Genomic DNA, 24,999 nt, shown 5'->3' with positions numbered 1-24,999 from the left:
CTTTCACTTCGACAAATGCTTGTAATATATTGAAGCATCAGGGAATCTCGGATAATCCAGCAGCTGCATCGATAGCGAGTAAATAGCCCTTTGCACCAAAGCCGCAGATTTGCCCAATTGCCGCAGTCGCGACATAGGAAGTTTGGCGAAAGCTTTCCCGCGCGTGAATGTTCGATAAATGCAGTTCAATTGTAGGAACTTCAGACGCGAGAATTGCGTCCATAAGTGCAATTGAGGTGTGTGTGTAAGCGCCTGCATTAAGGATGATGGCGTCATGAACGCCACGTGCATCCTGGATCATTGTGACCAGTTCGCCTTCAATATTTGTCTGCTCAAACGCACAACTAATTCCCAGCTCCTTTGCACGGGCGATGCATAAGGTCTTGATGTCTTGTAAACGGGTTGCGCCGTAGATCTCGGGCTGCCGGACGCCGAGCATATTCAAATTAGGGCCATTCAAGATCAACAAAGAGCTCATAGTCTATTCCTTATACGGACACCTTGTCGTGTTATCGACATTATTGTGGATGATGTCGAGAGAATTGAATAACTTATGAAACAGTGCAATCATTTTGGACTTGTCACCTCCCAAGGCCACAAAACCAATAAAAACGATTGTTTCTGATCTGCTTCTGATTTGTTGTACGGTTAAGCTACTTCTGGTGCATCTGAACCCAGCGCATTGGGATAATCCGATCCGCTTTTTGAACTGGCAGGGGGCAGGGCGTGATGCGTATTTGCCCTTTGGCGCGGGCGGGCGCATATGCCCGGGATCAATTGTGGTGAACCAACAACTGACCTTTGCCCTATCCACCATTTGCCAGAGCCTGGCGCTGACCAAAGACCCGGACACGCGATCCGGTGATCTGAAACAGATGTTTAGAATTGTGTTGGAACCGTGCGAAATAGTCAAATTTAGCGCTGCGCACAGATTACAAACCCGCGAGTCCTGACCATGTTTTGTCACGCATTTAATTCGCTTATTGACCGGTTGCGCGGTGGCCGACTTTTTCATCATTGCAGCGCGCCAGGGCGATCAGGGCCAGTCTGCGTCACCTGCGATCAGTCTGGTGTTAGTTGATGCGAACACCCCCGGCATCCAACGGAAATCCTGGCGAAAATCGGGGGGCTGAATACCGGTAAAATCACATTTGACAATTGCAAGGTTCCGCCCGGCAATCTGCTGGGTCCAAGGGGACAGGCTTTACCTATCTGATGACATTTCTGGGTATCGAACGGCTGGCGCTGGCGATCTATGCTCAGGCATTTTACGAACGCATTCTACTGGATCTGATTGTCGATTTCGGCGAGCGGTAAACGCCGGACGGCTCGGTAATCTCGTTTCAGAATACGCGCTTTACACTGTCTGATCTTTACAGTGAAAGTGCTGTCAATCGGGCCTTTGTCGACGGCTGTATCCAGGATGCAGATGCCGGAAAACCAGATCCCAAAGCGTCCTGTATCGCCAAACTTCGCACCACCGAAATCCTGCGCAAAGCTGCCGCCGCTGGCGTACAGTATCACGGTGCTGCCGTCATCACCGGCCCCTCAGGTGCAACCACAACACAGGACATGCTGGACAGCGCAACCCCCAGTCCATTTGGGGCGGAGCCAGCGAAATTTTGCGCGACGCCATCGGCCGGGACCTCGCCAGTCTGATCCGACATACGTCCGAGCCTAGCTCGTCTCTTTACATAATATGGATTATACGACTCTTCAGGATACAACCTTACCCCTGTCGGAGTACGTAATTAATGAGACCGAATTAATGAGATTCGTCTTCTCAGGAAATCATAGGCATAAGATTTTCTAACTTTCTGCGATTTTCACGGCTCCAGAAACTCCAAGTTGGCACCAACACACCGTACAGCGTTCTCCCCCAGGATTGGAACTGTCATGAATATTAGGAGCGCCTAAACGGCTTTCGCGTTGCCTGGTTGCTGGCACCTGATGTTCCTTTGGAGATTGCTAGATAATCGACAACCCTACCCCATGCATTTACGGCCCATTTCGGACATTCTTGTTTGCGACCATTGGATGTTAGACTACAACATCAGCCTCAAGTCTCGACCATGCGCTGGCACTGTGAAGTGAAACATGCAAACCCGTTGGAGGCCCGGCTGTTCCGACGATCACCATCGCAAATGCGTTCAAATCATGCTTTGAGCGAGCGAACAGGTCAGCCATTGATGAAGTGTCAGTTCCAGAGGGTGTGGGAATGGATTGCGGGTGAGTGTGCCAATCTCCGAAGTAGTGCAGTCCAGATTTGTGTAACGTGCTGATCTCCCGACGTTCTGCAAGACGGTCCGCGATAAAAATGAAGCGTCCTCGTCGGTCGGAACGCCTCGGACCGGTTGCCAGCTTGACTTGGATGCATTGACCTTCGACCGCACCAAATAGCTGCCCACCAGCTTCAGGCATTTTCGGGTCTAACTGTCGCCATTTAACAAAGTGATCGAGAACATTCTGTTCTAGAATCAGAAATTGCCCACTTTCTCCAATGGGGTAGCGAACACTCATGCCTCTCCGCAAAAAACACAATCTCCCTTTTGCCTCCACTGAAATTTCCTCCTTCCGCCGAATTCAGGAACGTCGGAAAAGCAATTCAAGAAGTCCAAGGTGAAGCACCCACCTTGCCCGGCGATTTCTTCTTTCGAAGCCCAGTAAACCGCCTCAGTGCCGGGCTGCACCTCACCAAGAAGCGCTTCCGTTGTGGCCTTCGCCACCAAGGCCGCCACACCCGACAGCGATACGGGACCATATGGTTGAAAACTGGCCCCACAATGGGGCTGTTTGCGCGTCGTTTCGGTGTCCCACTCACAAACTGTTTGTAGTGCTGTCCCGAGCTTGTCCATTCCGCAGGCAAGACATGGGCCATTGGAGCCGATCAATACGGCGTGTCCCGCCACAGAAAAAGGTTCTGCCCACCCATAGATCGCAGGGGGGAAATCCGCTTCGTTCCTAGCCACTTGGTTGAGCATGCCTTCAGCCACCCAACTGCCAACCGTGGACACTATCAAATCGGTGTTATGGAAAACCTCAGGACGTTTGCCGTAGAGCGATTGCCAGTCCTCGGCAAAATACTTGATCGAGCGCATATGCGGGAAGTCACCAGCCAGTTTTTCTGCCAGTGACTTGGCTTTAAATCTCCTGACTTGCGTGACCCCGAGCATATGACGCCCAACATTGGGGTAGTCCAGAAGTTCCGGGTCGACCAATGTGATCGAGCCAACACCCGTCTTGGCAAGAAGCAGAGCAACCTCGCTTCCCAATGACCCTGCGCCGATCATCAGAACACGCTTGTTAAACAAAGGGGCGACTGCAGGGGTGTCACGCCCATGTATCCACGATGGGTCCGCGCGCATAGTCTCGTGGCGCTCAACCTTGTTCCCCCCGAACAGCCGCTTCATTCGGATATGGATCGGTACTTTTCCAGGCCGAAAGCCCTTCTGCACCATGTCTGGGCGTCGCCCGGTTTTCATACCCTGTTTGACGGGAGGCATAACTTCGACGGCGAAAAAAACCGGCCCATCATCCGTGCGCCCCTCGAAAGAAACGGTGACCTTGTCATCAACGGTTACAGCAGCGTCTTCCAGCAGCTTTATGGATTCTGGTGCCAGCTCCTGCAAAAAGCGTAGAATCTCCGCACCCGACTTCGGGTATTCCGAAGGCAGAATAGGCCTTTTAAGGACGATGTGCACTGCGGTAGTGAAGCTGTAGTTCTTCTTGTTCCCCGGAAATCGGTTGCGAAGCCAATTCTCCAAAGCTGCGTCGTCATCCGCTAGATGGTAGTCCGCTATGCTGCGCCACAAGGATACTCTACGAGAGTTACCGCCGGGCGACAGCAGGCTGACAATGTTTCTGCCCCCCTCTGTTTTGCTCCAATAAGAATCGAACTCGTCCGCGAAATCACTGATGAACGCGTCGTCGTATGAAGCGACGATCAATCGAGTAGCCTCTTTGATAGCGTCCCAAATTAACCCTTTGGGGTTCAAAGGATTGTGCTCTGTCCCCGGTGGGTAAAGGCAAAATGCACCATCTTTTTCGACGTGCGGAAACTGCATGAATTGAAACTTTTCAGTGCAGTATACGCGCGGCTTTTCCCACGGGAAATCCTGCAAGAGCACCACTTGCAGATCAAAGCGGTCAGCTTGGTACTCAAAAGGAACAACCCATCCGTGGATTGGGTGCTTGGCCTGGTATCGAGACAATTCATCCCGCGTAAGGTCTCGCGCATTCGGACATTGAGCGAGCACCCAGCGGGATAACTCAGCTATCATGAGGTCGGTAGTTTCAGACGACCCAGTCAACGCCGATTACCCGTATCGGCCTCCGCCCTGCTTGTTCACTGCGGCGAGGTCATTGCTTTGTTCTGCCTCGACCTTGTCCACCATCCCCAAAGTAAGGGCAGCGGGCGCAGCCAACTCGCTTGCCTTTGTCTCAAGGCCAGCGTCGGGCACATAGAGGGTAAGATCGTCTGGGATACGCCCGCCAAATTGGTTTTGTAGGGCTTCGAAAGCTGCCACGCGGTCTGACGTCTGTGTCAGCGCGTTTTTCAGACGCTCAGCAAGTACTCTGGCCTTCGCAACGAAATCGCTGCGTTCCTCAGGTGACCAACCCTGATCCAAGCGCGCGCCTTCTACGACAGGGTTTGGAATGTCATTGGCGAGAAAGTCGGGCAAGTCTTCCGCGACGCGCAACAACGCCAGATCGTCCCTGTCGCTAGCAATTTCTGCTGACGCCTTCTCAAAGACCGACACGACTGCGGCCATGAGTGCAATCGATGCCAACCTTCCTTCGGGCCATTGGAAGTCTTTCCAGCCCTTAAGATAGCGGCTGACGGTTCGAACCTGTTCGCCGTATTGTTTCACGGCTTCGACAAACCAGTCTTCGAGTTTTCGCGGGTCAGATTTCATCCACCCATCGTTGCGGTGCGCGAGCATCATCTCGTCGTGAGACAACATTCGATACGCGGTATCTTCCATCATCAGTTCGGCTGTGAAGTCTACACCACGACTTTGGGCATCTTTCACGATGCGCTGAAAATCCGTATCAGGCACCGAGTAAAGCGCGAGGTCAGTGTGCATGGTGTTGTCAATCTTGACTCGGATGCACGAAGGCTTGTCCGTTACGAGTTGCCAACCCTTCTTGTCGCAAAGTGGCGCTAGGATGCGTTCGATAATGGAAAAGTAGGCTGCACTTTGGATCACAGGGGATCTGTCTCCGCCCTTTTGAAAATAGGAAACGGGCATGAATAGCCCATCGTCCAAGTCAATCTCCTGAGGCGGCACATGCGCAGGTTGGTTGCACGTGTGGTATGAGAAGCTGCCCTGCATCTTGAACTTCGGTGTCTGGTAGCTCCGCACAATTACTGGCGCTTGATCTTCGAAGAGAGCCTGATCACCCAGAGCCTTAGCAAATGACCCAAACTGAGAGGAGATTTCGCTGCGAATGTCATCCCGCGCGTTTCGCAGTGTCTGTTCCTGCTCCTCTGAAAGGTTCAATGCGAACTTGTAACCCGAGGGCCGGGACACGAAGGCTTTATGTGCGTTAACTGGCATTAAACTGTCCCTTCTGAGGTCGTATCTTGTGGTTATGACGCTGATTACCCATATACTTGGGGGCATCGTGTCGAGTCTTCAATACCAAAGGTTGAGCTGCATGGCAAAGTTTGTTTCCCTTTCGTTCTGGATCACCTTGACGGTCTATTTGGCTTTGGCTTCACCGCTTGCCGTGGGCTGGATTGAGACATGGCTTGCTGCCAACGTGCCTGTTCTGGGATCGCCAGTTGCCAACCTTCTGACTTCTAGATTCGTCGCAGGTGTTATCTGGGGAAGTATTGCGCTATTCATCGTCGCGCCTGGCTGGCGCCTACTTTGGAAGCTGCCTTTGGCGGGTCCATGGCTAGCAAATCGCTACTTTCCTGACCTGAACGGCGATTGGGTTGTGACGATCCAATCCAATTGGCCAATTGTGGAACACCTGAAGACGGCCGCCACGAGTAAAGAGATCACTTTCGATCCTTTCACCAACGATCTTCCCAATCTGCTCGACGCAAGTTTTGACGTGAAGATCAAGCAATCGTGGTTTCGGACAGACGTGGTATTCCTGCCCAATGACAAGACACCCTTGCTGAGTTCCGAAACGATTTCTGTCGAATTCTTCAAGTCCGACAGTGGGAAGAAGTCTATTGCGTGGATTTATGAGCAGACCAACAAGCAAGATAACACTCGGCGCCTTGCAGTTACTGACCAGCCGAAGTTCCACGGCTCTGCTGTACTCATCGTGAGCGAGGACGCGACTGAACTTCAGGGACAATACTGGCAAAACCGGTCATGGAACCATGGACTGAACGCTGCTGGCCTAATCACGATGAAACGGACAAACAAGTAACTGGGCAATAACACATCGATCAACGTCTGCTTTCTCAATCAAGGCATTGACCTGATGTTTTTGCAGCGAATGACCGCTTTCCGCCCATGCCTCATACCCAGCTGGCTGGGAACATCAGCAGCAGTCGATCAAGTTCCGCGTTTTGTTCGGGTTCGAGTTCGGCGCGGAGCTCTGGTAGTGTGGGGTCCCTACCCCATCGTTTTTCATGCACGCCTTTGATTGAAAACAGGTTCATACGGCGCTTCAGAATGGCAGCCATAAGCCCATGCGTTTTACGACGTACAGCGATGGATGACGCGCGATATGGTCGGTCCAGTGATGTGATGTTGCGCGAATTTGGTCGCGCCGGAAATGCGACGCTGGAAAACAGATCGATCGGAGCGCGGCTGTGAGGATTTGCTTTCATCAGGATATTCGCGAATGCCAAAATAAAGTTCCGAAGTTCTCGATTATTCACGGTTTTTGAATGCTCGCTCAGACTCTTTTCGAGTGCCATTTCCAATTGGATCGCACCATTCCACGCAAACTGCACATTTTTGTTGTCACGCAACTGTATCGTGGTGGCGGACGACATGTCAGGCAATCCAAGCTGTGTCCCGTAGGGAGAACCGCATGCACCACATGTGAGCACGACATTGTCGCCGTTGAAGACAAATGCTGTTTCTGCTTGTCGATCATTGCAGGCCAGACAATGCGTTGTGAGCGGCCTTCTATGCTTCCAACAAAATGTCCGTGTAATGAGGCGCCATGACAAGCGCAGGAACTGATCGTGGCCGTTGAGTTGGTCCACGAGCAGGCAGCGAGGACACCATGCAAATGATGGCGTCCCGCGGAAGCGGTCACCATCCATTTTGATGCCCCCTGCCCGCCTCAACCACTTTGTATGAACACCGGGCTTGGTGGATGGAAGCGTAAGCAGCTCCAGCCTGCGTTTTTCGGGGTCCAGCGCATCGTTAAGGCCAGCGAGGAAGTCCCCCTTTTCCAATGAATCCAGATCTTCAGGCAATGGAACCGGGTTCATGTAGTCATCAGTCTCGAATAGAGTTCGAAGGTATGAACGGACATCCATTGAGTTCATGGCGGCGGCTCGACCTACAAATGACATCAGGCTTTCCATGTCATAAGGCGTGACCTTCACAAAGGCTGGTCCTGATCGCGGTAATGTAACCAGGTATCGAGGTCCAGACGCTCACTGTCGGAAACGATGGCATAGATCGCAAAGCCTGTGAGAACCTGCATCACGGTTCTGCAGATGCCATGCGTTTTGGTTATGATGGCCTTTCTTAGCTTTGGGTCGCTGGTCAACGCTCCCTTGTTGCTGATCGGGCACCATCGCTCAAACCCTTCAAGGAACTCAATGAAATCGTCCTCATGGGGCGTCCATGCCCGATACTGAAGGTGGAGAGATCGGCCAAGGGTCTGCTCATCTTCCATTGCCCACCTCCAAATGCGTGGGGCACCTGTCAGGACAACCCGGATATCGTATTTCGAAATCAGATAGTGGACGTAGTTTTGATACGAGACCCGTTGATGTTTCTGGAAGCTATCGGTCTGGTGAAAATCTTCCAGGATCACGATGCGAGTGTGCAAATGCCCGAGAAGTTCGAGGGTTTTCGAGTATGAAACTTGACGAACGAGGGGGCCATAACCCGGGATGGCAAGATCGACGCGGAGAGCGTCGCAATAGTCGATGATGTCACCACTCGGATGGATGAGTTCATTCACGACAGGGACTATTTGTTTTCCACTTCGCCCGCAGGTCGTCTTAGGGTGTTGGGCTGCAAACTCGTCTAGAATGCGCGTGACGCCCATCCCTGCTGGCGCGGTTATAAACATAAGCTTGTTATCGCAATCAGACGGCGTTCGAACCAATTCGTCGAGACTGTTTCGAAGCGCACGTCTTGCCGATGTATCGAAATAGGTACCTTCACGGATATAGTGAATGCGCTCCGGAACCGATGCCTTCGACATATCGGGAAACTGCTGCGCGGGATTCCTACTCATGAAAAATCCCCCCGTTTGGAAAATTCTCGAAGCCCGGCAAGATCGCGAATGTCACGACCTTGCGCTAGGGAACCTGTTCCAATTCGGCCTACAGCTTTTTTACGTTTGCGTGCATCAGCCAATATCTGTTTTCTTAAATCATGCGCATCGGCGGGGTTTGGAGCGCTCAGTGATGCATTCAGCCGCTCTTCGCGTTTTTTTCGCAGCTCTTGATAGTCGTCGACCGACAATGGGTTGCGTGGAAAATGTTCCCCCCGCGCCTCATAGTACGTTTCGTTGTCAGCGCTGAAGTGAACTGTTCGGATGTCGGTTGGATCATATTTAATGGTGACATTCTGAATGCCGCAGTTTTTCATCTTCTGAAGGTGTTCTGAACGGTAAAACATCCCGAACAATTCTAGGCCTTCACGCTGGATGTTGCGTTTTTCAAACGGCAGAAAATCCAGCCGGAAACGTTCTGGATCCATCGGCAAATGCGGACATGACTTGCTTTCTCGCCAGCTGACATTCCAGGCGTTGATTGGGGAAGTCAGCAACCGGCGCTTCCTGTCGTGAACATAATCCCGAAGAATAAATTCGAGCAGGAACCTTTCAACATCGCGCAAGGTGAGTGCTGCTTGCTTTTCCGGTTGATAGGTTCCCTTCTTTTCGATGTTTGAGAATGTGGTTCCGGGAAGGGTTTGAACGAAGGCTTGGATCGTTCCGATAAATCGCTCGACATGCCCGCCCAGATGCGGCTGTGCTACAGGGCGGAAAATGTGCTCAACGCCATACTGTTCCAGCCCCCAGTTAAAGGCTTTTGACTTGAGATCGGCCCCGTTGTCGCTGCTGATCACGCGTGGCAGCCCATAAACTGGCCAGTGATACGGAATACCCATTTCGGCGAGGTATTCCGACTTAGGAAAAACCGAACGATGAAAGGCTGTCATGAGATTGATGGCCGATGGCGCCTCCATCGAGAGGTAAATTCCCGTTGGCATCGCCGTGGCGATATCCAGAAGAACCGTCAAATATGGCCGTCCGATACATTCGCCTGTGTCTGGATCAACAACCATCACGTCCAGTTCAGAGTGATCAATCTGAACAACAGCGAGTGGTTCTCTCACAACATATCTGCCGCGGATGATCTGGTAGGCTTGCCGAGCCGCTTTCCCGCCATGACGTTTCAGTTTAAGCACCCTGTCCGGGATCGCATTAATCCTGTTGATCAAAGCAGTTTTTGAAATTTCCGGGCAGCCAAGCTCTCTAAGCTCACGGTTAACGCCTGCCAACGCATTGGCCGGGGAGATTTTGTTTCGGGTGAGAAATTCTTTGCGAAGGTGCTTATCAACAATACTTTCTTGCTGCACACTGAGCTTGGTGCTCATGTTTTTTGGTCCGGGTTTTATGCGCCGCAATGCAGCCGCCCGGTCATCAGATTGTAGTCGTTTGAGTAATCTGTATGCGGTGGCTCTTGAGAATTTATAGGCTCTGCAAATACTCTGCACGGCCGCATTTGATTGAAAACCGGTGTGAATGTATGGGGCCAGGTCTTTACGAAGCGCAAACGCCCTTTCCCACTCGCGCTCATCGCGCGCAATGTCGTTCTTCGACATGATCGTCTCCTTGACAGCAAGGCACGTCAACAGGCTCGAAAAATCGAGTGACAGCCTTGACTTTGAGATTTGATTGGAGATGATCGAGGTGACTGGTACGAATAGTCACTCGACCATGTGAAAGCCTATGTGTTGGAGCACATAGGTTTTTGCTTTTCTAGGGCCAGTTCATGTCGCACCTCCCTCTTGCCCATAGCGATCAGACCAAAGCAATTCAGGGGTCGTGTTCAAACTATCGGCAATGGCCTGCTCTATACGCTTTGAACGTCTGGCTCCTCGGGCTACATCCGTGACGGCCGTGTGCGACACTCCCACATCACGCGCGATGGATCTGAGCGTAACACCGGCAGATTTCAGATCTGCTTTCAGCTTGGAATATGCGTTGGTCATCTTGAACTCTGGAAGCTTATATTCAGAGTGAAAGCTTCCAGAGGATTCGAGTCAACCAATTGTTATTATTGCAATATTACTATATTGCACATGCCGAGAAACCTCGCCGGCGTTGTCTCCACCATTCAAATACATCGCCGTCGGCGCGCAGAGGTGAAATTTGCTCTTAGTCGTTGTCGATGCTGGCCTGTAGTTCACCCGCAAGACGGATGGCTTCGGCATCATTCAGATCATCTATATGGTGCGCAGTTTGGCTATCTTTGCATTGACGCAAGGCTTCAAATTCTTCCGTGGACAGAACAACGAAGCGCGGCTTGCCATGGCGCGTGATGACAACAGGCTGTTGTGCGGCGAGGGCCAGAACATCTCCGGTCTTATTGGCAAGATCTGTGGCGGAAAACTGTCGCATGGTACTTCTTCTTCCCGTTTGAGCTCACCGGTCTAGTAAAACAGGCGGCAGGATAATTTAGCTAAAATAGCTAAATACCCAAAGTGCAACAACATTTAACTCTACCCTAAACATCGTTATGATTTGCTGGAACATTGTCCGGGAAGGACAATAGTAAATCCGGCTCTCGCAGCTCTAGCTCAAAGCGTACCGATTCATGGCACGTTGAAGGGTGCTACGGTTCACACCAAGGATCTCCGCCATTCCAGAAACGGTCTCGCGTTTTGCCTCGATTGCCTTCTTTGCATGAGCAATCTGTGCAGGCGTAAGCGCTGCTGGTCGCCCAAGCCGCTTGCCACGCTTCTTTGCTGCTTGAAGCCCGGCCTTGGTCCGCTCCTGTATCAAATCCCGCTCGAACTCGGCCAGGGCCCCCATAATGTGGAAAACCAACCGCCCGCCCGCGGTCGTCGTGTCGATCCCGTCCGTCAGGCTACGGAACTCGATCCCTCGATCCCCGAAGAGCTTTAGAAGGTGTATGAGGTCAGCAATGGACCGCCCTACCCTGTCAAGTTTCCACACAATGAGAAGATCACCATTGCCCAACAACTCCATAGCCTCGGCAAAACCTTCGCGACTTTCCGCCGCCGTCGCGCCGCTCTGCGCCTGGTCGGTTATGATCCGGTCACACCCGGCTTCGGTCAGCGCCTCGATTTGTAGATCAAGGTTCTGTTCCTCCGTTGACACTCGTGCATAGCCAATTTTCATGTATCTATTTTTGCATAGGGTTTTTGCAGCAGTCCAGCGCAATTGGAATCAATGACTTGTCGGGTACGCAAAAAGTGCCGCAAAAAGGGTCCTTTTCGCCTCACTTTGCGCGAGACCGGCCGTTTGCTGCACCTCGCCTGAATTGGTAAGACGCCAGACAAAGGATGAATTCGCTGCGGTCATACCAAGGTCCGGTATTGTTTGGTGCCCGTACTTCTCGCTACATTCTGCCCATGCTAAATGCCGAGGTTCCATTTTTCCCCCCTGCCACATCCCGCACACATGAGGTGTGTGGGGCGGGCGCATATGTGTTCGCCTTTGCGCTCGCAGCGCGATTGGGTAGCAACACTATGTGGGTTCGCGAAAACTGGGATAACACGCAAATCAATCCTACCGGATTTGCCGATTTCCTAGAGCCTGCGGCACTAACAGTCTGCAACACAGGAAATCAATCCGAAACGCTTGCAGTTGCCGAAGAGGCCTTGCGGTCGGGTGCGATTTCTTTGGTTGTAATGCAATTAAATAAGCCCATCGGGCTGACCGAGGGGCGGCGGTTACAGCTTGCAGCACGGGATGGTCAATCAACCGGACTGGCAATTATTCCCGAAGGCATGGGCAGCAATGCGGCGGAAACGCGTTGGCGCTGCACCCCTATGTTCGACCCCAAAGACTCGACTTTGCAGAAGTGGGATCTTATAAAGAACAAATCAGGAACATTGGGTGTCTGGCATGTTCGATGGGATACAGCGTCGCGTCGTATCATTATGGTTCCCCCGGCTCGCGAGTGACCGGGTTTTACGCCAGCACCCAATCGAGGGACCATTTGTCCTGACGTTGAAACAGCGAAACGCCAACCGCATTTACTGCCTGAATGCCGCCGCTACACAACACGGCCTGCACCAGGGTATGCCCTATGCGGATGCCCGTGCCTTTTGTCCACACCTGCAAAGCTGGGTGGCGCAGCCTGAGCAGGACCAGCGGTTTTTGCACACGCTCCGTCGCTGGGCGACGCGGTACTGCCCGTGGGTTGGGCTTGAGGGTAAGAATGGGCTGGTGATGGATATCACCGGTTCGGCGCATCTGTTTGGCGGAGAGGCGGCCATGCTGACCGACATGCGCCTGCGCCTGATGCGCGCCGGGATTTCGACACAGATCGGTCTGGCAGATACGCGAGGGGCGGCCTGGGCCTTGGCGCATTATGGCGAAGGTGTTGCCCCCAGCGGCGAGGCGCTGGCCACTCTGGCTGCCCTGCCAGTTGCGGCTTTGCGGATCGAAGACAGCATATCAATTGCGTTACAACGCCTAGGATTGCGCAGCATCGGCGACTTGGCAAGGGCCGCGCGTGCGCCGCTGACCCGCCGGTTTGGCCCCGGTCTTTTGCTGCGATTGGATCAGGCTTTGGGCGCACGGCCCGAAGAGATTTCCCCCTATGCTGACCCACCCCATTATGCGGTGCGTATGACCCTGCCAGAACCAATCGGTCTGCTGTCGGACGTGATGGCCGGGGCCGAGCGACTGCTTGTTCAGCTTTGTGCGAAGTTGAAAGCGCAGGAAATGGGCGCGCGAAACCTGTGCATGTCACTGCGCCGGGTGGATCAAGGCCAGCAGCAGGTTGAACTGCGTTTGGCACGCCCTCTGCGCGACCCGCAGCGTATCCTGCCGCTCTTTGAGCGAGGGTTGGGCGAGGTTGATGCCGGCTTTGGCATTGATCAGCTACGGTTGGAAGCCACACAGGTAGAGGCCCTGCCAGTGCAGCAGATCAGCCATGTTTCGGCTGGCGAACAAGGCAAATTGGAGGATCTTATCTCGCGTCTTGGCACGCGGATCGGATTGGAAAACATCCAGCGGTTCCTACCCGCTGACAGCCATATTCCCGAGCGCAGTTTTATCATTGCACCCGCGGCCTATTCTGACCCGGCAGGTGGCTGGGTCAGTACACACTCGCGGCCAATCACTCTGTTCCCCCCAGAGCCCATCGCCGCAACAGGCGCGCGTCCCCCTAGGCGCTTTCGCTGGCGTCGGATGTCGCTCACCACAGGCCGCACAACCGGACCCGAGCGCATCGCCCCCGAATGGTGGCTGCAAGATGACAACTGGCGTTCAGGCCTGCGGGATTACTGGCGGGTGGAAACACGTGAGGGACGCAGGTTGTGGCTATTCTATACGCCGCAAAACCCCGGCTGGTTTGTGCAGGGGGAATTCGCATGATTGAGGTCAATCGCACCCACCGCCCAGTGGAAGCATTCAGACGGGATATGTTGGACGCCCGGATGCGGGGGCAGGATTATGCCGAACTTTGTGTCACCACAAACTTCACCTTTCTGACTGGGGCATCGCATCCCGAAGAATTGGTGGTGCGGGCGGCCGAGCTGGGCCTTGCGGCCATTGCCATTACAGACTGCAATTCTTTGGCTGGTGTGGTGCGGGCCTGGTCTGCGTTGAAGGAACTGAAACGTGAAACGCAGGATGCTGTAACGATACGATCTCAGCAGCGTATGGACAGCTCGTCCCGGCAGGCCTGCGATCAGGGCGTTCCCCTCACCAAGCCTGATACGATAATTTTGCCCAAGCTCATTGTAGGGTGCCGGTTGATTTTGCAGGATAGTTCAGTGGATTGGGTTGCTCTGCCACGTGACCGGGCCGCTTATAAACGGCTGACGCGCCTGCTGACCTTAGGCAAGCGGCGCGCAGAAAAAGGGCACTGTACTCTTTACACCAAAGATATGGTTGCCGCCTGCAAAGGCATGATCATGATTGCCTTGCCGCAAGGAGGCTTGAACGCGGCCATCGCGGATATTCAAATACTCGCTTGCCATTTCCCGGGTCACGTCTTTCTGGGGGCAGCCCCCCGGTATAACGGCAGCGACCAAGACTATCTGAATGCCTGTGCGCAAGCTGCGCAAAGGGCGTCTGCCCCGATGGTGGCTGTGGGTGATGTGCTGTTGCACCGCGCGGGTCGTCGTCAATTGGCCGATGTCCTGACCTGTATGCGTGAGCATATCACCATCGACCAGATCGGCACCCGTGCGCTGCCCAATGGCGAACGTCGTCTGAAGGCGGGGGCAGATATGGCGCGTGTCTTTCGCAACCATCCGACAGCGCTGCACCGGACCCTGGAAATTGCGGACAAATGCAGCTTTGACCTGAGCGAGCTGTCCTATGAATACCCTCATGAGAAAACCGAAGGGGAAACCCCGCTGGCACGGCTGGAACGGCTGGCAAAAGAGGGGCTGAAACGTCGTTACCCCAATGGGCCGACTGACCGTGCTATTGAGTTGATGGAAAAAGAACTGGCCGTGGTCAAGGAACTGAACTTCCCGGCCTATTTCCTGACCGTGCATGACATTGTGCAATTCGCAAAATCCAAGGGCATTTTATGTCAGGGGCGCGGGTCTGCCGCCAATTCCATCCTCTGTTATCTCTTGGGCATCACCGATGTCAGCCCCGACATGATTGCAATGGTTTTTGAGCGGTTCGTGTCCAAGCATCGCGGTGAACCGCCGGATATTGATGTCGATTTTGAACACGAACGGCGCGAAGAGGTGATCCAGTGGATCTATGAAAAATACGGCCGCCATCGCGCCGGGCTTTGCGCAACGGTCATTCATTTCCGCACCCGTGCAGCCATCCGCGAGGTGGGCAAGGTCATGGGGCTTAGTCAGGACGTGACCGCCGGGTTGTCCAGCCAGATATGGGGCATGAGCAATGGTGGCGTTGATCTGGAACGCATCCGCGAGCTTGGCCTTGATCCAAATGACCGCCGCTTGATGCAAACCCTGTGCCTGATTGGCGAGGTCATCGGCTTCCCGCGTCATCTGTCACAGCATGTGGGCGGCTTTGTGATCACCCGTGGGCGGCTGGATGAACTGGCCCCAATCGAAAATGCGGCCATGGAAGATCGCACCGTGATTTGCTGGGACAAAGACGACATTGACGCTCTGGGCATCCTCAAGGTGGATGTGCTGGGGCTGGGCATGCTCAGCTGCATTCGCAAGGCCTTTGCGCTGATGCAGAAACACGACAATATCAGCCACAGCATCGCCTCGGTGCCCCAAGGCGACACACCCACCTATGACATGCTGTGCCGGGCTGATGCGATAGGAGTGTTTCAGGTGGAAAGCCGCGCGCAGATGAATTTTCTGCCCCGTATGCGCCCCCGTGAGTTTTACGATCTGGTGATCGAGGTCGCCATCGTGCGCCCAGGTCCCATTCAGGGTGACATGGTGCAGCCCTATATCCGGCGGCGGAACGGGCAGGAAAAGGCAGAACCCTTCGGTCCCGCTCTGGAGGAAGTGACCAAACGCACACTGGGTGTGCCGCTCTTTCAAGAGCAGGCCCTGAGAATTGCTGAGGTCGGCGCGGGCTTCACGCCCGAAGAGGCTGACCATCTACGCCGCTCTCTGGCGTCCTTCCGCCGGATGGGCACAATTGGAAAATACCGCGACAAATTTATCGCCGGGATGCTGAACAACGGCTACTCGCAAGAGGTGGCAGAGCGTTGCTTTGGCCAGATCGAGGGCTTTGCCGATTACGGTTTCCCCGAAAGCCACGCGGCGGCCTTTGCCATGCTGGCCTATGTCTCGGCCTGGCTGAAATGCCACCACCCGGCGATCTTTGCCTGTGCGCTGCTGAACTCTCAGCCAATGGGGTTTTACGCACCAGCCCAGATTGTCCGCGATGTGCGCGAACATGGGGTGGAAACCCGCCCGATCTGCGTCAACCATTCAAGCTGGGACAACACGCTGGAACGGCGGCCCGATGGCGCTTTAGCGCTGCGATTGGGCTTTCGGCAAATCAAAGGGTTCAAGGAAGAGGACGCGGGGTGGATCGTTGCTGCGCGTGGCAATGGCTATCAGGACCCGCAGGCCTTGTGGCTGCGCGCGGGTCTGCGCCCGGATGTGTTGACACGGCTGGCCGAGGCCGATGCGTTTTCGGATATGGGGCTGACCCGACGTGACGCACTGTGGCAGGTCAAGGCAATCAAAAGCCCCAGCCCCCTGCCCCTGTTCAACGATCCGATTGATGGGGAAATCGTACACGAGCCAACCGTTATATTGCCCAATATGCAATTGGGTGAAGAGGTGGTCGAAGATTACGTCTCCACCCGCCTGACCCTGCGTGCTCACCCGATGGAGCTGCTGCGCCCTGCGCTTCCCGGCCTCGTCACACATGCGGCTTTGCAAAATGTTGCTCTGGGGCGCTACAGCGTCTGCGGCCTCGTCATTACCAGACAGCGCCCAGGCACGGCCTCTGGCGTGATCTTCCTGACGCTTGAGGATGAAACAGGCGTCAGCAATGTGGTCGTTTGGCGCAATGTCTATGAACGCTTCCGGCGTATAGTCATGGGCGGGCGATTGCTGCGCGTCACAGGCTACCTGCAACGTGAAGGCATCGTTGTGCATCTGATCGCACAGGACATTCAGGATATGTCACATAAGCTCTTCGAACTGGGCCACCCAGAGCCAGAAGCCCTGACCACCGAAGGTCCGCGGGCTGATGATACTCTCAAGCAATCGCGTTATCCCTCCCGTGCCATGCATCCACGCGATCAGGCGAAGCGTTTGTTTCCAAGTAGAGATTTTCACTAGAGTAGGCACTCATGAATCGGCTGCACTGGGCACGAAGGGCTCAGAACTGTCATTCTTTGCGCGTTAAACGACTGGTTGCTTCTCGATATATTCAGATTGAAAAAACAGGTGCTTGAATCTCAAAAAATAGGATTCCTAAGTACTTGATTTCGTTGCATCCGAAGTCTCACTAATTAGGTGATCCGACAACCCCTGTCGGAGTACGTAAATAATGAGACCGAACTAATGAGACCCGTCATCCCTAGAATTCAACGACTTAAGATTTTTACCTATTTTAATGGATTTGGCTGATTTAGGCTTATCAAACTTGTCGCACCATGCACAATACGGTTGTCGACTGCGACACGCATTGAGCACATCCGAAAGCAGACACGGCTCTCAAACTACTAGTTTCACGGCGTAAGATCATTTGCTAAACATTGTTGGGCGAATAGGTGCCCTGCCCTGATCGCTTGCGGCCCATAAGAGACATTCACTCACGGCTCGGCATGCTGCGGTGCGGCCCGTCAGAGCGGCCATTCGCTGCAGCAGCAAAATCCCGAACTAGCGGAACTCACAGTCTGCTGAGCTTTACATCAATTCGCTGCTAAAGTCCTGCATTTGAAGTTCACTGCAGACATTGAAAAAATGAATTGAAACGAGCCCTTTCAAACCACCAATGACAGTCGGTTTTCCGCCATTGTGATCTGTGCTTGGACGCCCCAATCGAAAGGCAGAAAATCTTGTTCGATCCCATCGGCAAAGATCACGCCGCCTTCATTGATGCGCGACAGCATCGACAGTTGCGCGTCACCATTGATCTCACCCGCAGCAATTTCGCAGCCGCTGGTCCGACTGGGCCAAGGTTCGCGGGCAAAGAACGCAGCACGGTTTTCTTCCGGGGCAATTTCAAACGGACGATGGGTGGCGGTCATGATTGACTTGGCCCAGCCTGTCAGGCCGGTACCGGTGGCAACGATCATCCCGCTTGAAGACTGAAATTCCTCTGCTCCACCAGATTGCACAATATAGCGTGCGGACTGGTGGGAGCGATGACCGATGAACAATTCATTCAAGGCCAGCAATGACAGACCTTCGCCTGCTTTGGCTTCCACCATCGCACGGGCTTGGATGTCGACATCCGCGTGCGCGGCTGATTTCAGCAATCCCGGCAAACGATCAATGCTGTGACGGGTCAACACGCCCTCGGATGAAGCCGGATCAGGCGAGACTCCAATCACCGGCTGACCATTCAGATATTTGGCAATGTTCGCAACAAGCCCGTCTTGGCCGATGGGCACGATTATGTCCTCTGGGCTAAACAAAAAGCGGTTCAAATCCTCGCGGGCCACATGAACAAAGGACCAATCGGCAGGCACGGCGTCTTTGGCTGCTGTCAGGGCGCGGGATTGCAACGTATCGCGGACCTCCAATTCGGCGATCTTTTGACCACGGGTGGACAGAAAGAATTCAGCTTGCCCCCGTGTGCCGTGCTTGGCCAACAAAGCGGCATATTCTGTCTCTCTGGACACAAGCACAACACGCGGGTTCAGGCTGCTCATCTTACTTCTCCATCATTTGTGGGGCCATCAATACTTTGGCCTGCTGAACGATCCCGGACAGCATGTCAGGGCTAACGGTCAAGCTATCAATCTTTTCCAGCTTGCCCGCGAACTCTTGTGCGGCAAGGGCGAACATGACCGCAGGGGGAACCGATGCGATGGCGTCCATGCGGGCCTTCTCCATATCGGCGGCGGCCTGTTCGACCGCACGGATACGCTTGGCTTCGGCTTCGGCCCCAACGATTTTGGCCGCGCTGTCAGCTTCAACCATGATGCGCTTTGCACCGGCTTTCGCTTCGGCCTCAGAGCGTGCGTTTGCGTCTTCGCGCGCAATCAGATCTTTGCGGCGGGACGCCAGCTCAATCTGGTTTCGCAGCTCGTTTTCGGCAATCGCCCGCTCCTTATCCACAGCCAACGCACGACGCGAGAAAGTCGCCTCATCCGCCTTTTGCTGCAAGCTTTCAAAAGTTGGAGCCTGCAAGGCGCGGTACAGCTCTGAACTTGGGGACAAGGCAGACACACGAATGCTCACCACCTCCAAGCCCATCCCGTCCAAAGTCGGATCAGCCTCAAACCCTGCGGCAATCGCGGCTTGAACTGGGGACAGGCCGGCTTCAAGCAGATCACGCACGCCTTTGTCTTTCAGGTACGCGTCGGCAAATTCACGAACCAACCCAGTCAGAACTGACTTGATCTGTTCCTCTGGTTTGCCCAAGCGACCGCCTTTGTTGATGTCGATGCCAAAATCCACGCGAGACGCGATCTTGTCCGCATCGCCAACCCGCCAAATGACGGACCCTTGGACGGCCAAATCCTGATAGTCGGACGACTGACCTTTGATCATAAAGATCAGCTCGCGGTCGTTCATCGGGATTTCAGTCAGTGACGCGCCATTGGGGTCAAACCAGAACGACAGACCTTTGCCGGATTTCTTGAGTGTCCCTTTGCGGAAGTATTGAATGTGCTGTGACGCCTCTGCGCGCAGCTGGTTGGCGAAAACGTAGCGTTTGATCTGTGCCATGGTCCTTACTCCTTTGACTTGACTTCAAACAGTTTGGCAGGTCGATATGCGCTGCCGGTCTCAAACTCGCCGGTTGGGACGATCATGCCGCGATCCAGCAATTTACGCCGGAACGGGGGTTTGTTCAGGGGCTTGCCCAAAATCGCTTCGTGGACTTCCTGAACTTCACGCAGAGTGAAGCGGTCAGGCAGCAGCGCAAATGCGATGGGCGAATAATCCAGTTTGCCGCGCAGCCGCTTGACCACATCACCAAGGATGGCGGCGTGATCAAAGGCAAGCGGCAAACGCGCACCGTTCATCTGCGCAACCGCTGGGCCGCCGATCTCGCCTTCCCAATCGATAACGACCTTTGCAAGATCGGCGTCTCGCAACACCTCAGGTGGGCAAAGCGCGAGATATACGATGCTGACCACGCGACCACGCGGGTCGCGCCCAAGCGCGCCGTAAGTGGCAAGCTGTTCAAAGTGGACCGGTTTGGCGCCAACCTTTTCGCTCAGCACACGTTCAACGCTGTCTTCTGGCGCTTCATCAATATGAACAAAACCACCGGGCATCGCCCAACCGGCAACGTCATCTTCGGGACGATTCACCAACAAAACGTGCAAGTCTCCGTCAATCACAGTCATGATCGCGAGGTCGACTGCGACACTGGGTTTTGTGTATTTATCAAGGTTGGTCATATCTAATATCCAATTAAGTTATAACCTATTTATGTATAAGGTGTGTGTGCGTCAACCCATTTTTGAAGAAATCAGTTATTTAGCAGCTTCGAAGAGCAGGTGCGTCGCGACTTTCGGCGTTGGCGATTGGTCAACCAAAACTGTTGCCTACGCCTCGATGAGGACGGCCCAAAGCCGACCTTGAACATTACATGCCATTGCTGCAGTGCGATCCCTCAAAGCAGCCATTAGCTGGGTGCGCAGCGTCTTTTGGAATCCAATGACGGCAATGCGGCCTTCGCGACCTTTCGCGTCGCCGAAACAGATGGCTGCTTTATGACAAATCGCGAAATAATCTCTGTGATTTAACGCTTTGCGCATGAAGCCTCAGATCAATTAGTCAGCAACCTTCTCCGATGTTCCGGATTTCTTGTTCAAATTCGTTCCTTAATGGCTTCGGTGAATCAGAAATCTTCGGTTACTCAATCCTCTAGATTTGCCTGAAGGATGCTGACTTTAGGCAGGAAGTAACCAGCACCACACCCATATAATAAATGACCGTTCAATTTTATGCAGTACGTGTTAATCGCCTCCTGATCCCCAATCTTACGAATTCCACTCGAGTAATCGGGGTTATAATATGCAGGCTGAGTAGATAGACACCTGTATGCATTGGCGGGGTAGAATACTTGGAAGCTTATAGCGCCATCGCAAGAGAAACTGATTTCGGTCCATCATCCACTATCGTGCCAGCTTCGGCCAGAATGGTGTCTAGGCCCATCTCGGAAAATATCCCCGAAATGGACCACTCAAATGGCATTGCTCAAATGCATGTCCGACCGAACTGATGCGGCAACAATCTATCGATAAGACTGCGGCCAATTGACTGTCTAGAACTCCATTGACACCGATAAGCCGCCAGAAACGGACCGAAAATCTTTTGAGCCGTGACCTACCTCGATAAATCCATTTAGGTTGATTTTATCAGTCGCATGATAGAGCGCACCGAGTTTGAGCGTTCCGATTGTGTCGGTCGACCGAACGCGCGCACCTTCGGCTGTGGCCAGATCAGAATTTGTATTGCGCCATGTCAGCGACATTCCTGCGCTCAAGTCCCAATCCTCCACGCTGCGCTGGATTGTGAGGCCGGCGATCGCTTCTTCTGTTGTTGTTTTGAAGTTGGAAAACGAGATGTCCCGCCCCAAGATTACGGCGTCTACATCTCGTGTTCTTTGTTCAGTGTATCGTAATTTTAGAGACGGATGCATTTTATAGGGTCCGAGTTCAAACGATCGGCCAACCCCAACCTCTGGAGCGCGGAACGTCGTGTTGTAACTGGTGTTTAATGTTGCGAGCCCGTTGGCCGCCAAATTGTGGTTAACCGATTGAACGCTATTCCCACTATATTTTCCTAATGTGAGGCCAAAATCGAGCCAGACGTCATTTTCAAAGGTCTTGCGCGCAAAGGCACCAGCGATGGCCGCCTCATCACCTTTGGCCAGTAACAACGTCGAACCTAACGTCTCGAACCTAGCCAGCGTGGCGGCGATCGCAGATTGCGCCTCGGCGACACGCGTGTCACAGATTTTCTAGGCCTCCCGAAAAACCGATCCCACGATCCGATCATGGGTTTCGACTACAGTGTCTGCAATAGCAGCCGACCATTCCACGACGCAGCTGGCGAGAATGGCCAGGCGACGATCACTGGTGATGTCCAACAGGCCATCGGTAAAATATCGCTCGCCTTGGCGGCGCAAGCGCGCAATCCGATGTGCAGGAACATCGTCTAGGATGGCAGGTGATAACGCGATCTCCTGCAGAAACTGCATAATCCACGACACACCAGCATTCAGAATTTCTTAAGACCGCCGCCGTATCCAAAATAGATGCGGCGGCGAATCCATTGTGGATGCGGCAGACTATTCTCCGGCCTCGCTTAGTTTCGCTTCAGATCGACGTTTTGAATCGCCCTTAAGTTTGATGTGGAACCGATTGCTGGAAAGTCGGTCGAGAACCGCATCAGCGATCAGCGGATCATCAATGAACTCGTGCCAGTCATTGTAGGGGCGTTGCCCGACAAAGATGGTTGATCCCTTGCCGACGCGATCATCGAGAACCTGAAGGAGATCCGCTTTGGCTTGCTGGTTCATCGACCTGACGCCAAAGTCATCCAATATCATTAACGCATACTTGGACAGTCGTTCCCGAAGTTTGAACAACAGGCCATCTTTTCGTGCAAGGTTCATTTCGTAGAGCAAATCGTCGATGCGGTAGTATTTTGTTTTATGTGTCAGACGGATTGCGGCACGGCCAAGACTACAGGCAATCCAGGTTTTCCCGGTCCCTGTCTTACCGGAGATCACGATATTCCAACCTTTTCCGATCCATGCGCATTTATAAAGTTCTCGCATGTTCGCGGGATCTAATCCGCGTTCCACGGACAAATTGGCTTCCTCTGGAAGAGCTGCATGTTTCAGCTTGGAAGCCTTCAGGAGCCTGTTGATCATATTGGTGTGCCGCTTCTCGCGCTCCGCAAGAAACAGCATGCCCAGACGCTCCGTGAACGGTAGCTCATCAATGGTTGGATTGTCTGCATGTAGTTCCAGCGCATCGGCAAGCCCAGCAAGGCGCAATTCACGCGCCATTTCTACTAAAGTATGATGCTGCATCAATCTTCCCCCTCGTCATAGTATCGTGGTCCTCTGACATTCCCCGAAGGCAGCGGCGCTGCATCGGTGTCATCATCCCCGATAAGAGGACGTGGTCGTTCAAGAAGGCTATAAACCGCTTTCGCGGTAATCTGGTCCCTGTCGATAGCCTCACGGACAGCATCGAAGAAAATTGAATTGCCGTAGTGTCGGATCTTGCGCTCAAACTGTCTGCACATGTCGCGAGCAGCCTTTCCATTTGAGTGAATTTCCAGATGTTTTTCGACGAACTCCAACACAATATTGCCAAGTCGACGCGCCCGCTCAAGAACGCTTTCATGATCATCGCCTGTCATTGCCAGATGATTGTCAGGAAGGTGTTCAGGCGAAGTAACACGGCGTTTAGTTTCATCAGCGATGGCGTGAACGGCAATCAAAATGCCAGCCGAGTAAACCTCGACGGTCTGTGATGTCACCTTGATATTGACTTTGCTTCCGACGCTTCGGTGCGGAACGCTATATTCAGTTGCTCCGACACGGATATAATAGTGTAGTGGGACGGTAACCTCTTCTTGCCATTCGCCATATTCATATCGCATCGCTGGAAGGGGCCGCATATGTGGACGTTCATCGGCGGTATAGATTTCTCGCCGGGAACGATTTTGGTAGGTTGGCATTGGGCGATCATTCAGCTGATTGACCACGGCAAGCAAACGTGTGTTCAATTCTTTCAAAGATGAGCAGCCCAAGAAACGTTCCGCACCTATAAAATCAGCCTCAATGATCTTCACAGCGTTCTCCACTGACCCTTTGTCTCGTGCTTCGAAAACGCGCGCAGGATCTGGAAAAATTGAGTAATGGTCCAGCATTGCTCGGAAGTGGCGGTTAATCACGGCCGGTTTTCTTCCGCGTCGTGGTGTCGTCACAGCCGCCTTGAAGTTATCAAAAACTGCATCACGTGGAATAGCTTGAAAATACCCAAGAGTTTTGACAAATGCTGTCACAGTGTCACGCAGGTTTTGCGAATGCAGCGCCACAGCAAAAATTAAGTTGCTGTAAGGCAGGATTGAGACCGCCAATTCCGTGGAACACTTTTGTCCGTTTTTATCAATGTAAAACGGCTTCTTCCCAGTAAAATCGAACTGCATACAGGCACCGGGTTGATGGATATGCCGATATTCGAGACCGCGCGATTTGTGACGGTTTCGTAGCTCTTGGTAAAACTTGGCCCGCTTCATCGGACGAAGCTTGCTTGCAGGATCGCTTTCCACCTGTTGAACATACTCTTTGAAAAGATGATCTCTATTTTTCGCAGGTTTTCGTAGTTCCAATATCAGTGCGTCAAAATCAGGTACTGATATCCCGACATTCTTTCTGCGTGTTGGCCCGAAGACGGACGACAGTTCATCGTCTGACATTTCTTGGCACTGTTGCTCGGTCAGTCCAGGCAAACCGAGTTTGGCTCGCATTCGACCAACGGTATCGCGATGTTTGCCGAGCTTACGCCCGATCCCGCTGTTGGTTTCATTGTCGCGGAACAGCAGTTCCACGAGGCGACGTAGATCACTTTTCATAGTGCTCTCCTTAGGAATTTTGCCAAACGGAACAGGCCGCACGGGATTGATCCGCGCGTCGCTCGGCTTGACTTTGTTTGGTGACTTGTGGAGAGTCGTCGAAAGGGGTAGAACCTTACGAGACATTCTCGGGAAGCCGTCGGTGCGCTGTAACGCATTCGACGGTTTTCTTTTGCTATCTACTCATCTGTTCCTCCATAAATTTCCGGCCATAGTTCTTCTGGCGTGGTGTCAATCGCATTCGCAATAATACACGCGGCTCTTCTTGACCGCTTGGTTGTTGCGGAAACAGCGGCGAAGACAGACCGATGTCGATTGGCTGCGACAGCCAGTTTCGCAAACGACAAACCGCGCCTTCTCAGCTCATATTTAATCAGCTCATGCCGGTTACGCTTTTGACTTTCATCCAGAATCATATGGGTCCGCCTTGTCG

Annotated in this window: 23 protein-coding genes and 2 pseudogenes; 6 read left to right on the top strand and 19 right to left on the bottom strand. The window is 53.4% G+C overall.

Going from position 1 to position 24,999, the window contains the following annotated elements:
* Positions 1-37: 37 nt before the first annotated feature.
* Entirely contained in the window at positions 38-478 is a 441-nt protein-coding gene (gene aroQ / locus FIL88_RS06600) for a type II 3-dehydroquinate dehydratase (protein ID WP_142852975.1), read from the bottom strand.
* A gap of 94 nt (positions 479-572) precedes the next feature.
* Between aroQ and FIL88_RS17105 the strand changes: the two genes are divergently transcribed.
* Together FIL88_RS17105 and FIL88_RS17100 are read left to right on the top strand one after the other, a co-directional pair.
* Complete coding sequence (locus FIL88_RS17105) at positions 573-953, top strand: cytochrome P450 (RefSeq protein ID WP_407642334.1); 381 nt, start codon at positions 573-575, stop codon at positions 951-953.
* A gap of 382 nt (positions 954-1,335) precedes the next feature.
* Positions 1,336-1,482: pseudogene (locus FIL88_RS17100) on the top strand (acyl-CoA dehydrogenase family protein); the annotation flags it as partial.
* A gap of 38 nt (positions 1,483-1,520) precedes the next feature.
* Here FIL88_RS17100 and FIL88_RS16910 read toward each other — a convergent pair.
* The 4 genes from FIL88_RS16910 to FIL88_RS17015 all read right to left on the bottom strand — a co-directional run bounded on the left by FIL88_RS16910 (position 1,521) and on the right by FIL88_RS17015 (position 5,561).
* Positions 1,521-1,667, bottom strand: a complete 147-nt coding sequence (locus FIL88_RS16910) for a hypothetical protein (protein WP_246066628.1) — start codon at positions 1,665-1,667, stop codon at positions 1,521-1,523.
* A gap of 373 nt (positions 1,668-2,040) precedes the next feature.
* Positions 2,041-2,520, bottom strand: a complete 480-nt coding sequence (locus FIL88_RS06585; protein WP_142852974.1) for a Mov34/MPN/PAD-1 family protein — start codon at positions 2,518-2,520, stop codon at positions 2,041-2,043.
* Positions 2,517-4,280: a ThiF family adenylyltransferase gene (locus tag FIL88_RS06580; protein WP_142852973.1), complete on the bottom strand. Its 1,764-nt coding sequence runs from the start codon at positions 4,278-4,280 to the stop codon at positions 2,517-2,519. Before FIL88_RS06580 ends, FIL88_RS06585 begins: the two co-directional genes overlap by 4 nt.
* A 36-nt stretch (positions 4,281-4,316) precedes the next feature.
* Positions 4,317-5,561 carry a CBASS cGAMP synthase gene (locus tag FIL88_RS17015; protein ID WP_281281290.1) on the bottom strand — a complete coding sequence of 415 codons (1,245 nt, stop codon included), beginning with the start codon at positions 5,559-5,561 and terminating at the stop codon, positions 4,317-4,319.
* Positions 5,562-5,661: 100 nt separating this feature from the next.
* Here FIL88_RS17015 and FIL88_RS06570 point away from each other — a divergent pair, with 100 nt between their 5' ends.
* A complete protein-coding gene (locus tag FIL88_RS06570; RefSeq protein ID WP_142852971.1) occupies positions 5,662-6,393 on the top strand; it encodes a hypothetical protein in 732 nt (243 codons plus the stop codon).
* A gap of 91 nt (positions 6,394-6,484) precedes the next feature.
* On the opposite strand, the gene FIL88_RS06565 is transcribed toward FIL88_RS06570, so the two are convergent.
* From FIL88_RS06565 to FIL88_RS06540, 6 genes are all read right to left on the bottom strand, one after another.
* A complete protein-coding gene (locus tag FIL88_RS06565) occupies positions 6,485-7,531 on the bottom strand; it encodes a TniQ family protein (protein WP_142852970.1) in 1,047 nt (348 codons plus the stop codon).
* On the bottom strand, positions 7,528-8,397 hold the full coding sequence (locus tag FIL88_RS06560) for a TniB family NTP-binding protein (protein WP_142852969.1): 870 nt from the start codon (positions 8,395-8,397) through the stop codon (positions 7,528-7,530). Before FIL88_RS06560 ends, FIL88_RS06565 begins: the two co-directional genes overlap by 4 nt.
* On the bottom strand, positions 8,394-9,992 hold the full coding sequence (locus FIL88_RS06555; RefSeq protein ID WP_142852968.1) for a Mu transposase C-terminal domain-containing protein: 1,599 nt from the start codon (positions 9,990-9,992) through the stop codon (positions 8,394-8,396). Before FIL88_RS06555 ends, FIL88_RS06560 begins: the two co-directional genes overlap by 4 nt.
* A 168-nt stretch (positions 9,993-10,160) precedes the next feature.
* Entirely contained in the window at positions 10,161-10,382 is a 222-nt protein-coding gene (locus FIL88_RS06550; RefSeq protein ID WP_142852967.1) for a helix-turn-helix domain-containing protein, read from the bottom strand.
* A 166-nt stretch (positions 10,383-10,548) separates the two neighbouring features.
* Positions 10,549-10,791 (bottom strand): type II toxin-antitoxin system Phd/YefM family antitoxin, encoded by a 243-nt coding sequence (locus FIL88_RS06545; RefSeq protein WP_142852966.1) that lies wholly within the window; start codon positions 10,789-10,791, stop codon positions 10,549-10,551.
* A 174-nt stretch (positions 10,792-10,965) separates the two neighbouring features.
* Positions 10,966-11,535 (bottom strand): recombinase family protein, encoded by a 570-nt coding sequence (locus FIL88_RS06540; protein WP_142852965.1) that lies wholly within the window; start codon positions 11,533-11,535, stop codon positions 10,966-10,968.
* A 350-nt stretch (positions 11,536-11,885) separates the two neighbouring features.
* Here FIL88_RS06540 and FIL88_RS06535 point away from each other — a divergent pair, with 350 nt between their 5' ends.
* Genes FIL88_RS06535 through FIL88_RS06525 form a run of 3 tightly spaced genes read left to right on the top strand, consistent with a single transcriptional unit; the run spans position 11,886 to position 17,123 of the window.
* A complete protein-coding gene (locus FIL88_RS06535) occupies positions 11,886-12,323 on the top strand; it encodes a hypothetical protein (protein WP_322788890.1) in 438 nt (145 codons plus the stop codon).
* Positions 12,265-13,743 (top strand): Y-family DNA polymerase, encoded by a 1,479-nt coding sequence (locus FIL88_RS06530; protein ID WP_142852964.1) that lies wholly within the window; start codon positions 12,265-12,267, stop codon positions 13,741-13,743. The genes FIL88_RS06535 and FIL88_RS06530 overlap by 59 nt, the downstream gene beginning before the upstream one ends.
* On the top strand, positions 13,740-17,123 hold the full coding sequence (locus tag FIL88_RS06525; RefSeq protein WP_142852963.1) for an error-prone DNA polymerase: 3,384 nt from the start codon (positions 13,740-13,742) through the stop codon (positions 17,121-17,123). The genes FIL88_RS06530 and FIL88_RS06525 overlap by 4 nt, the downstream gene beginning before the upstream one ends.
* 647 nt (positions 17,124-17,770) lie before the next feature.
* Here FIL88_RS06525 and FIL88_RS06520 read toward each other — a convergent pair.
* From FIL88_RS06520 to FIL88_RS06485, 8 genes and pseudogenes are all read right to left on the bottom strand, one after another.
* Positions 17,771-18,664, bottom strand: coding sequence for an NAD(+)/NADH kinase (locus tag FIL88_RS06520; RefSeq protein ID WP_142852962.1), 894 nt, complete (start codon positions 18,662-18,664; stop codon positions 17,771-17,773).
* Between the two features lies 1 nt (position 18,665).
* Positions 18,666-19,685, bottom strand: coding sequence for an SPFH domain-containing protein (locus FIL88_RS06515; RefSeq protein WP_142852961.1), 1,020 nt, complete (start codon positions 19,683-19,685; stop codon positions 18,666-18,668).
* Positions 19,686-19,690: 5 nt separating this feature from the next.
* Positions 19,691-20,365, bottom strand: a complete 675-nt coding sequence (locus FIL88_RS06510) for an NUDIX hydrolase (RefSeq protein ID WP_142852960.1) — start codon at positions 20,363-20,365, stop codon at positions 19,691-19,693.
* Between the two features lie 869 nt (positions 20,366-21,234).
* Positions 21,235-21,852, bottom strand: a complete 618-nt coding sequence (locus FIL88_RS06505; protein WP_142852959.1) for an autotransporter domain-containing protein — start codon at positions 21,850-21,852, stop codon at positions 21,235-21,237.
* An 84-nt stretch (positions 21,853-21,936) separates the two neighbouring features.
* Positions 21,937-22,128, bottom strand: a pseudogene (locus FIL88_RS06500) (hypothetical protein); the annotation flags it as partial.
* 135 nt (positions 22,129-22,263) lie between these two features.
* Positions 22,264-23,013, bottom strand: a complete 750-nt coding sequence (locus FIL88_RS06495; protein ID WP_142852957.1) for an ATP-binding protein — start codon at positions 23,011-23,013, stop codon at positions 22,264-22,266.
* The gene (gene istA, locus FIL88_RS06490) at positions 23,013-24,566 is read right to left on the bottom strand and encodes an IS21 family transposase (protein WP_185960863.1); all 1,554 of its coding nucleotides are present in this window, start codon (positions 24,564-24,566) and stop codon (positions 23,013-23,015) included. Before istA ends, FIL88_RS06495 begins: the two co-directional genes overlap by 1 nt.
* 179 nt (positions 24,567-24,745) lie before the next feature.
* Positions 24,746-24,982, bottom strand: coding sequence for a helix-turn-helix domain-containing protein (locus FIL88_RS06485; protein ID WP_142852955.1), 237 nt, complete (start codon positions 24,980-24,982; stop codon positions 24,746-24,748).
* Positions 24,983-24,999: the final 17 nt, after the last annotated feature.

Source organism: Aliiroseovarius halocynthiae, assembly GCF_007004645.1.
Lineage (GTDB): Bacteria > Pseudomonadota > Alphaproteobacteria > Rhodobacterales > Rhodobacteraceae > Aliiroseovarius > Aliiroseovarius halocynthiae.
This window is presented reverse-complemented; position numbering and strand designations above follow the sequence as displayed.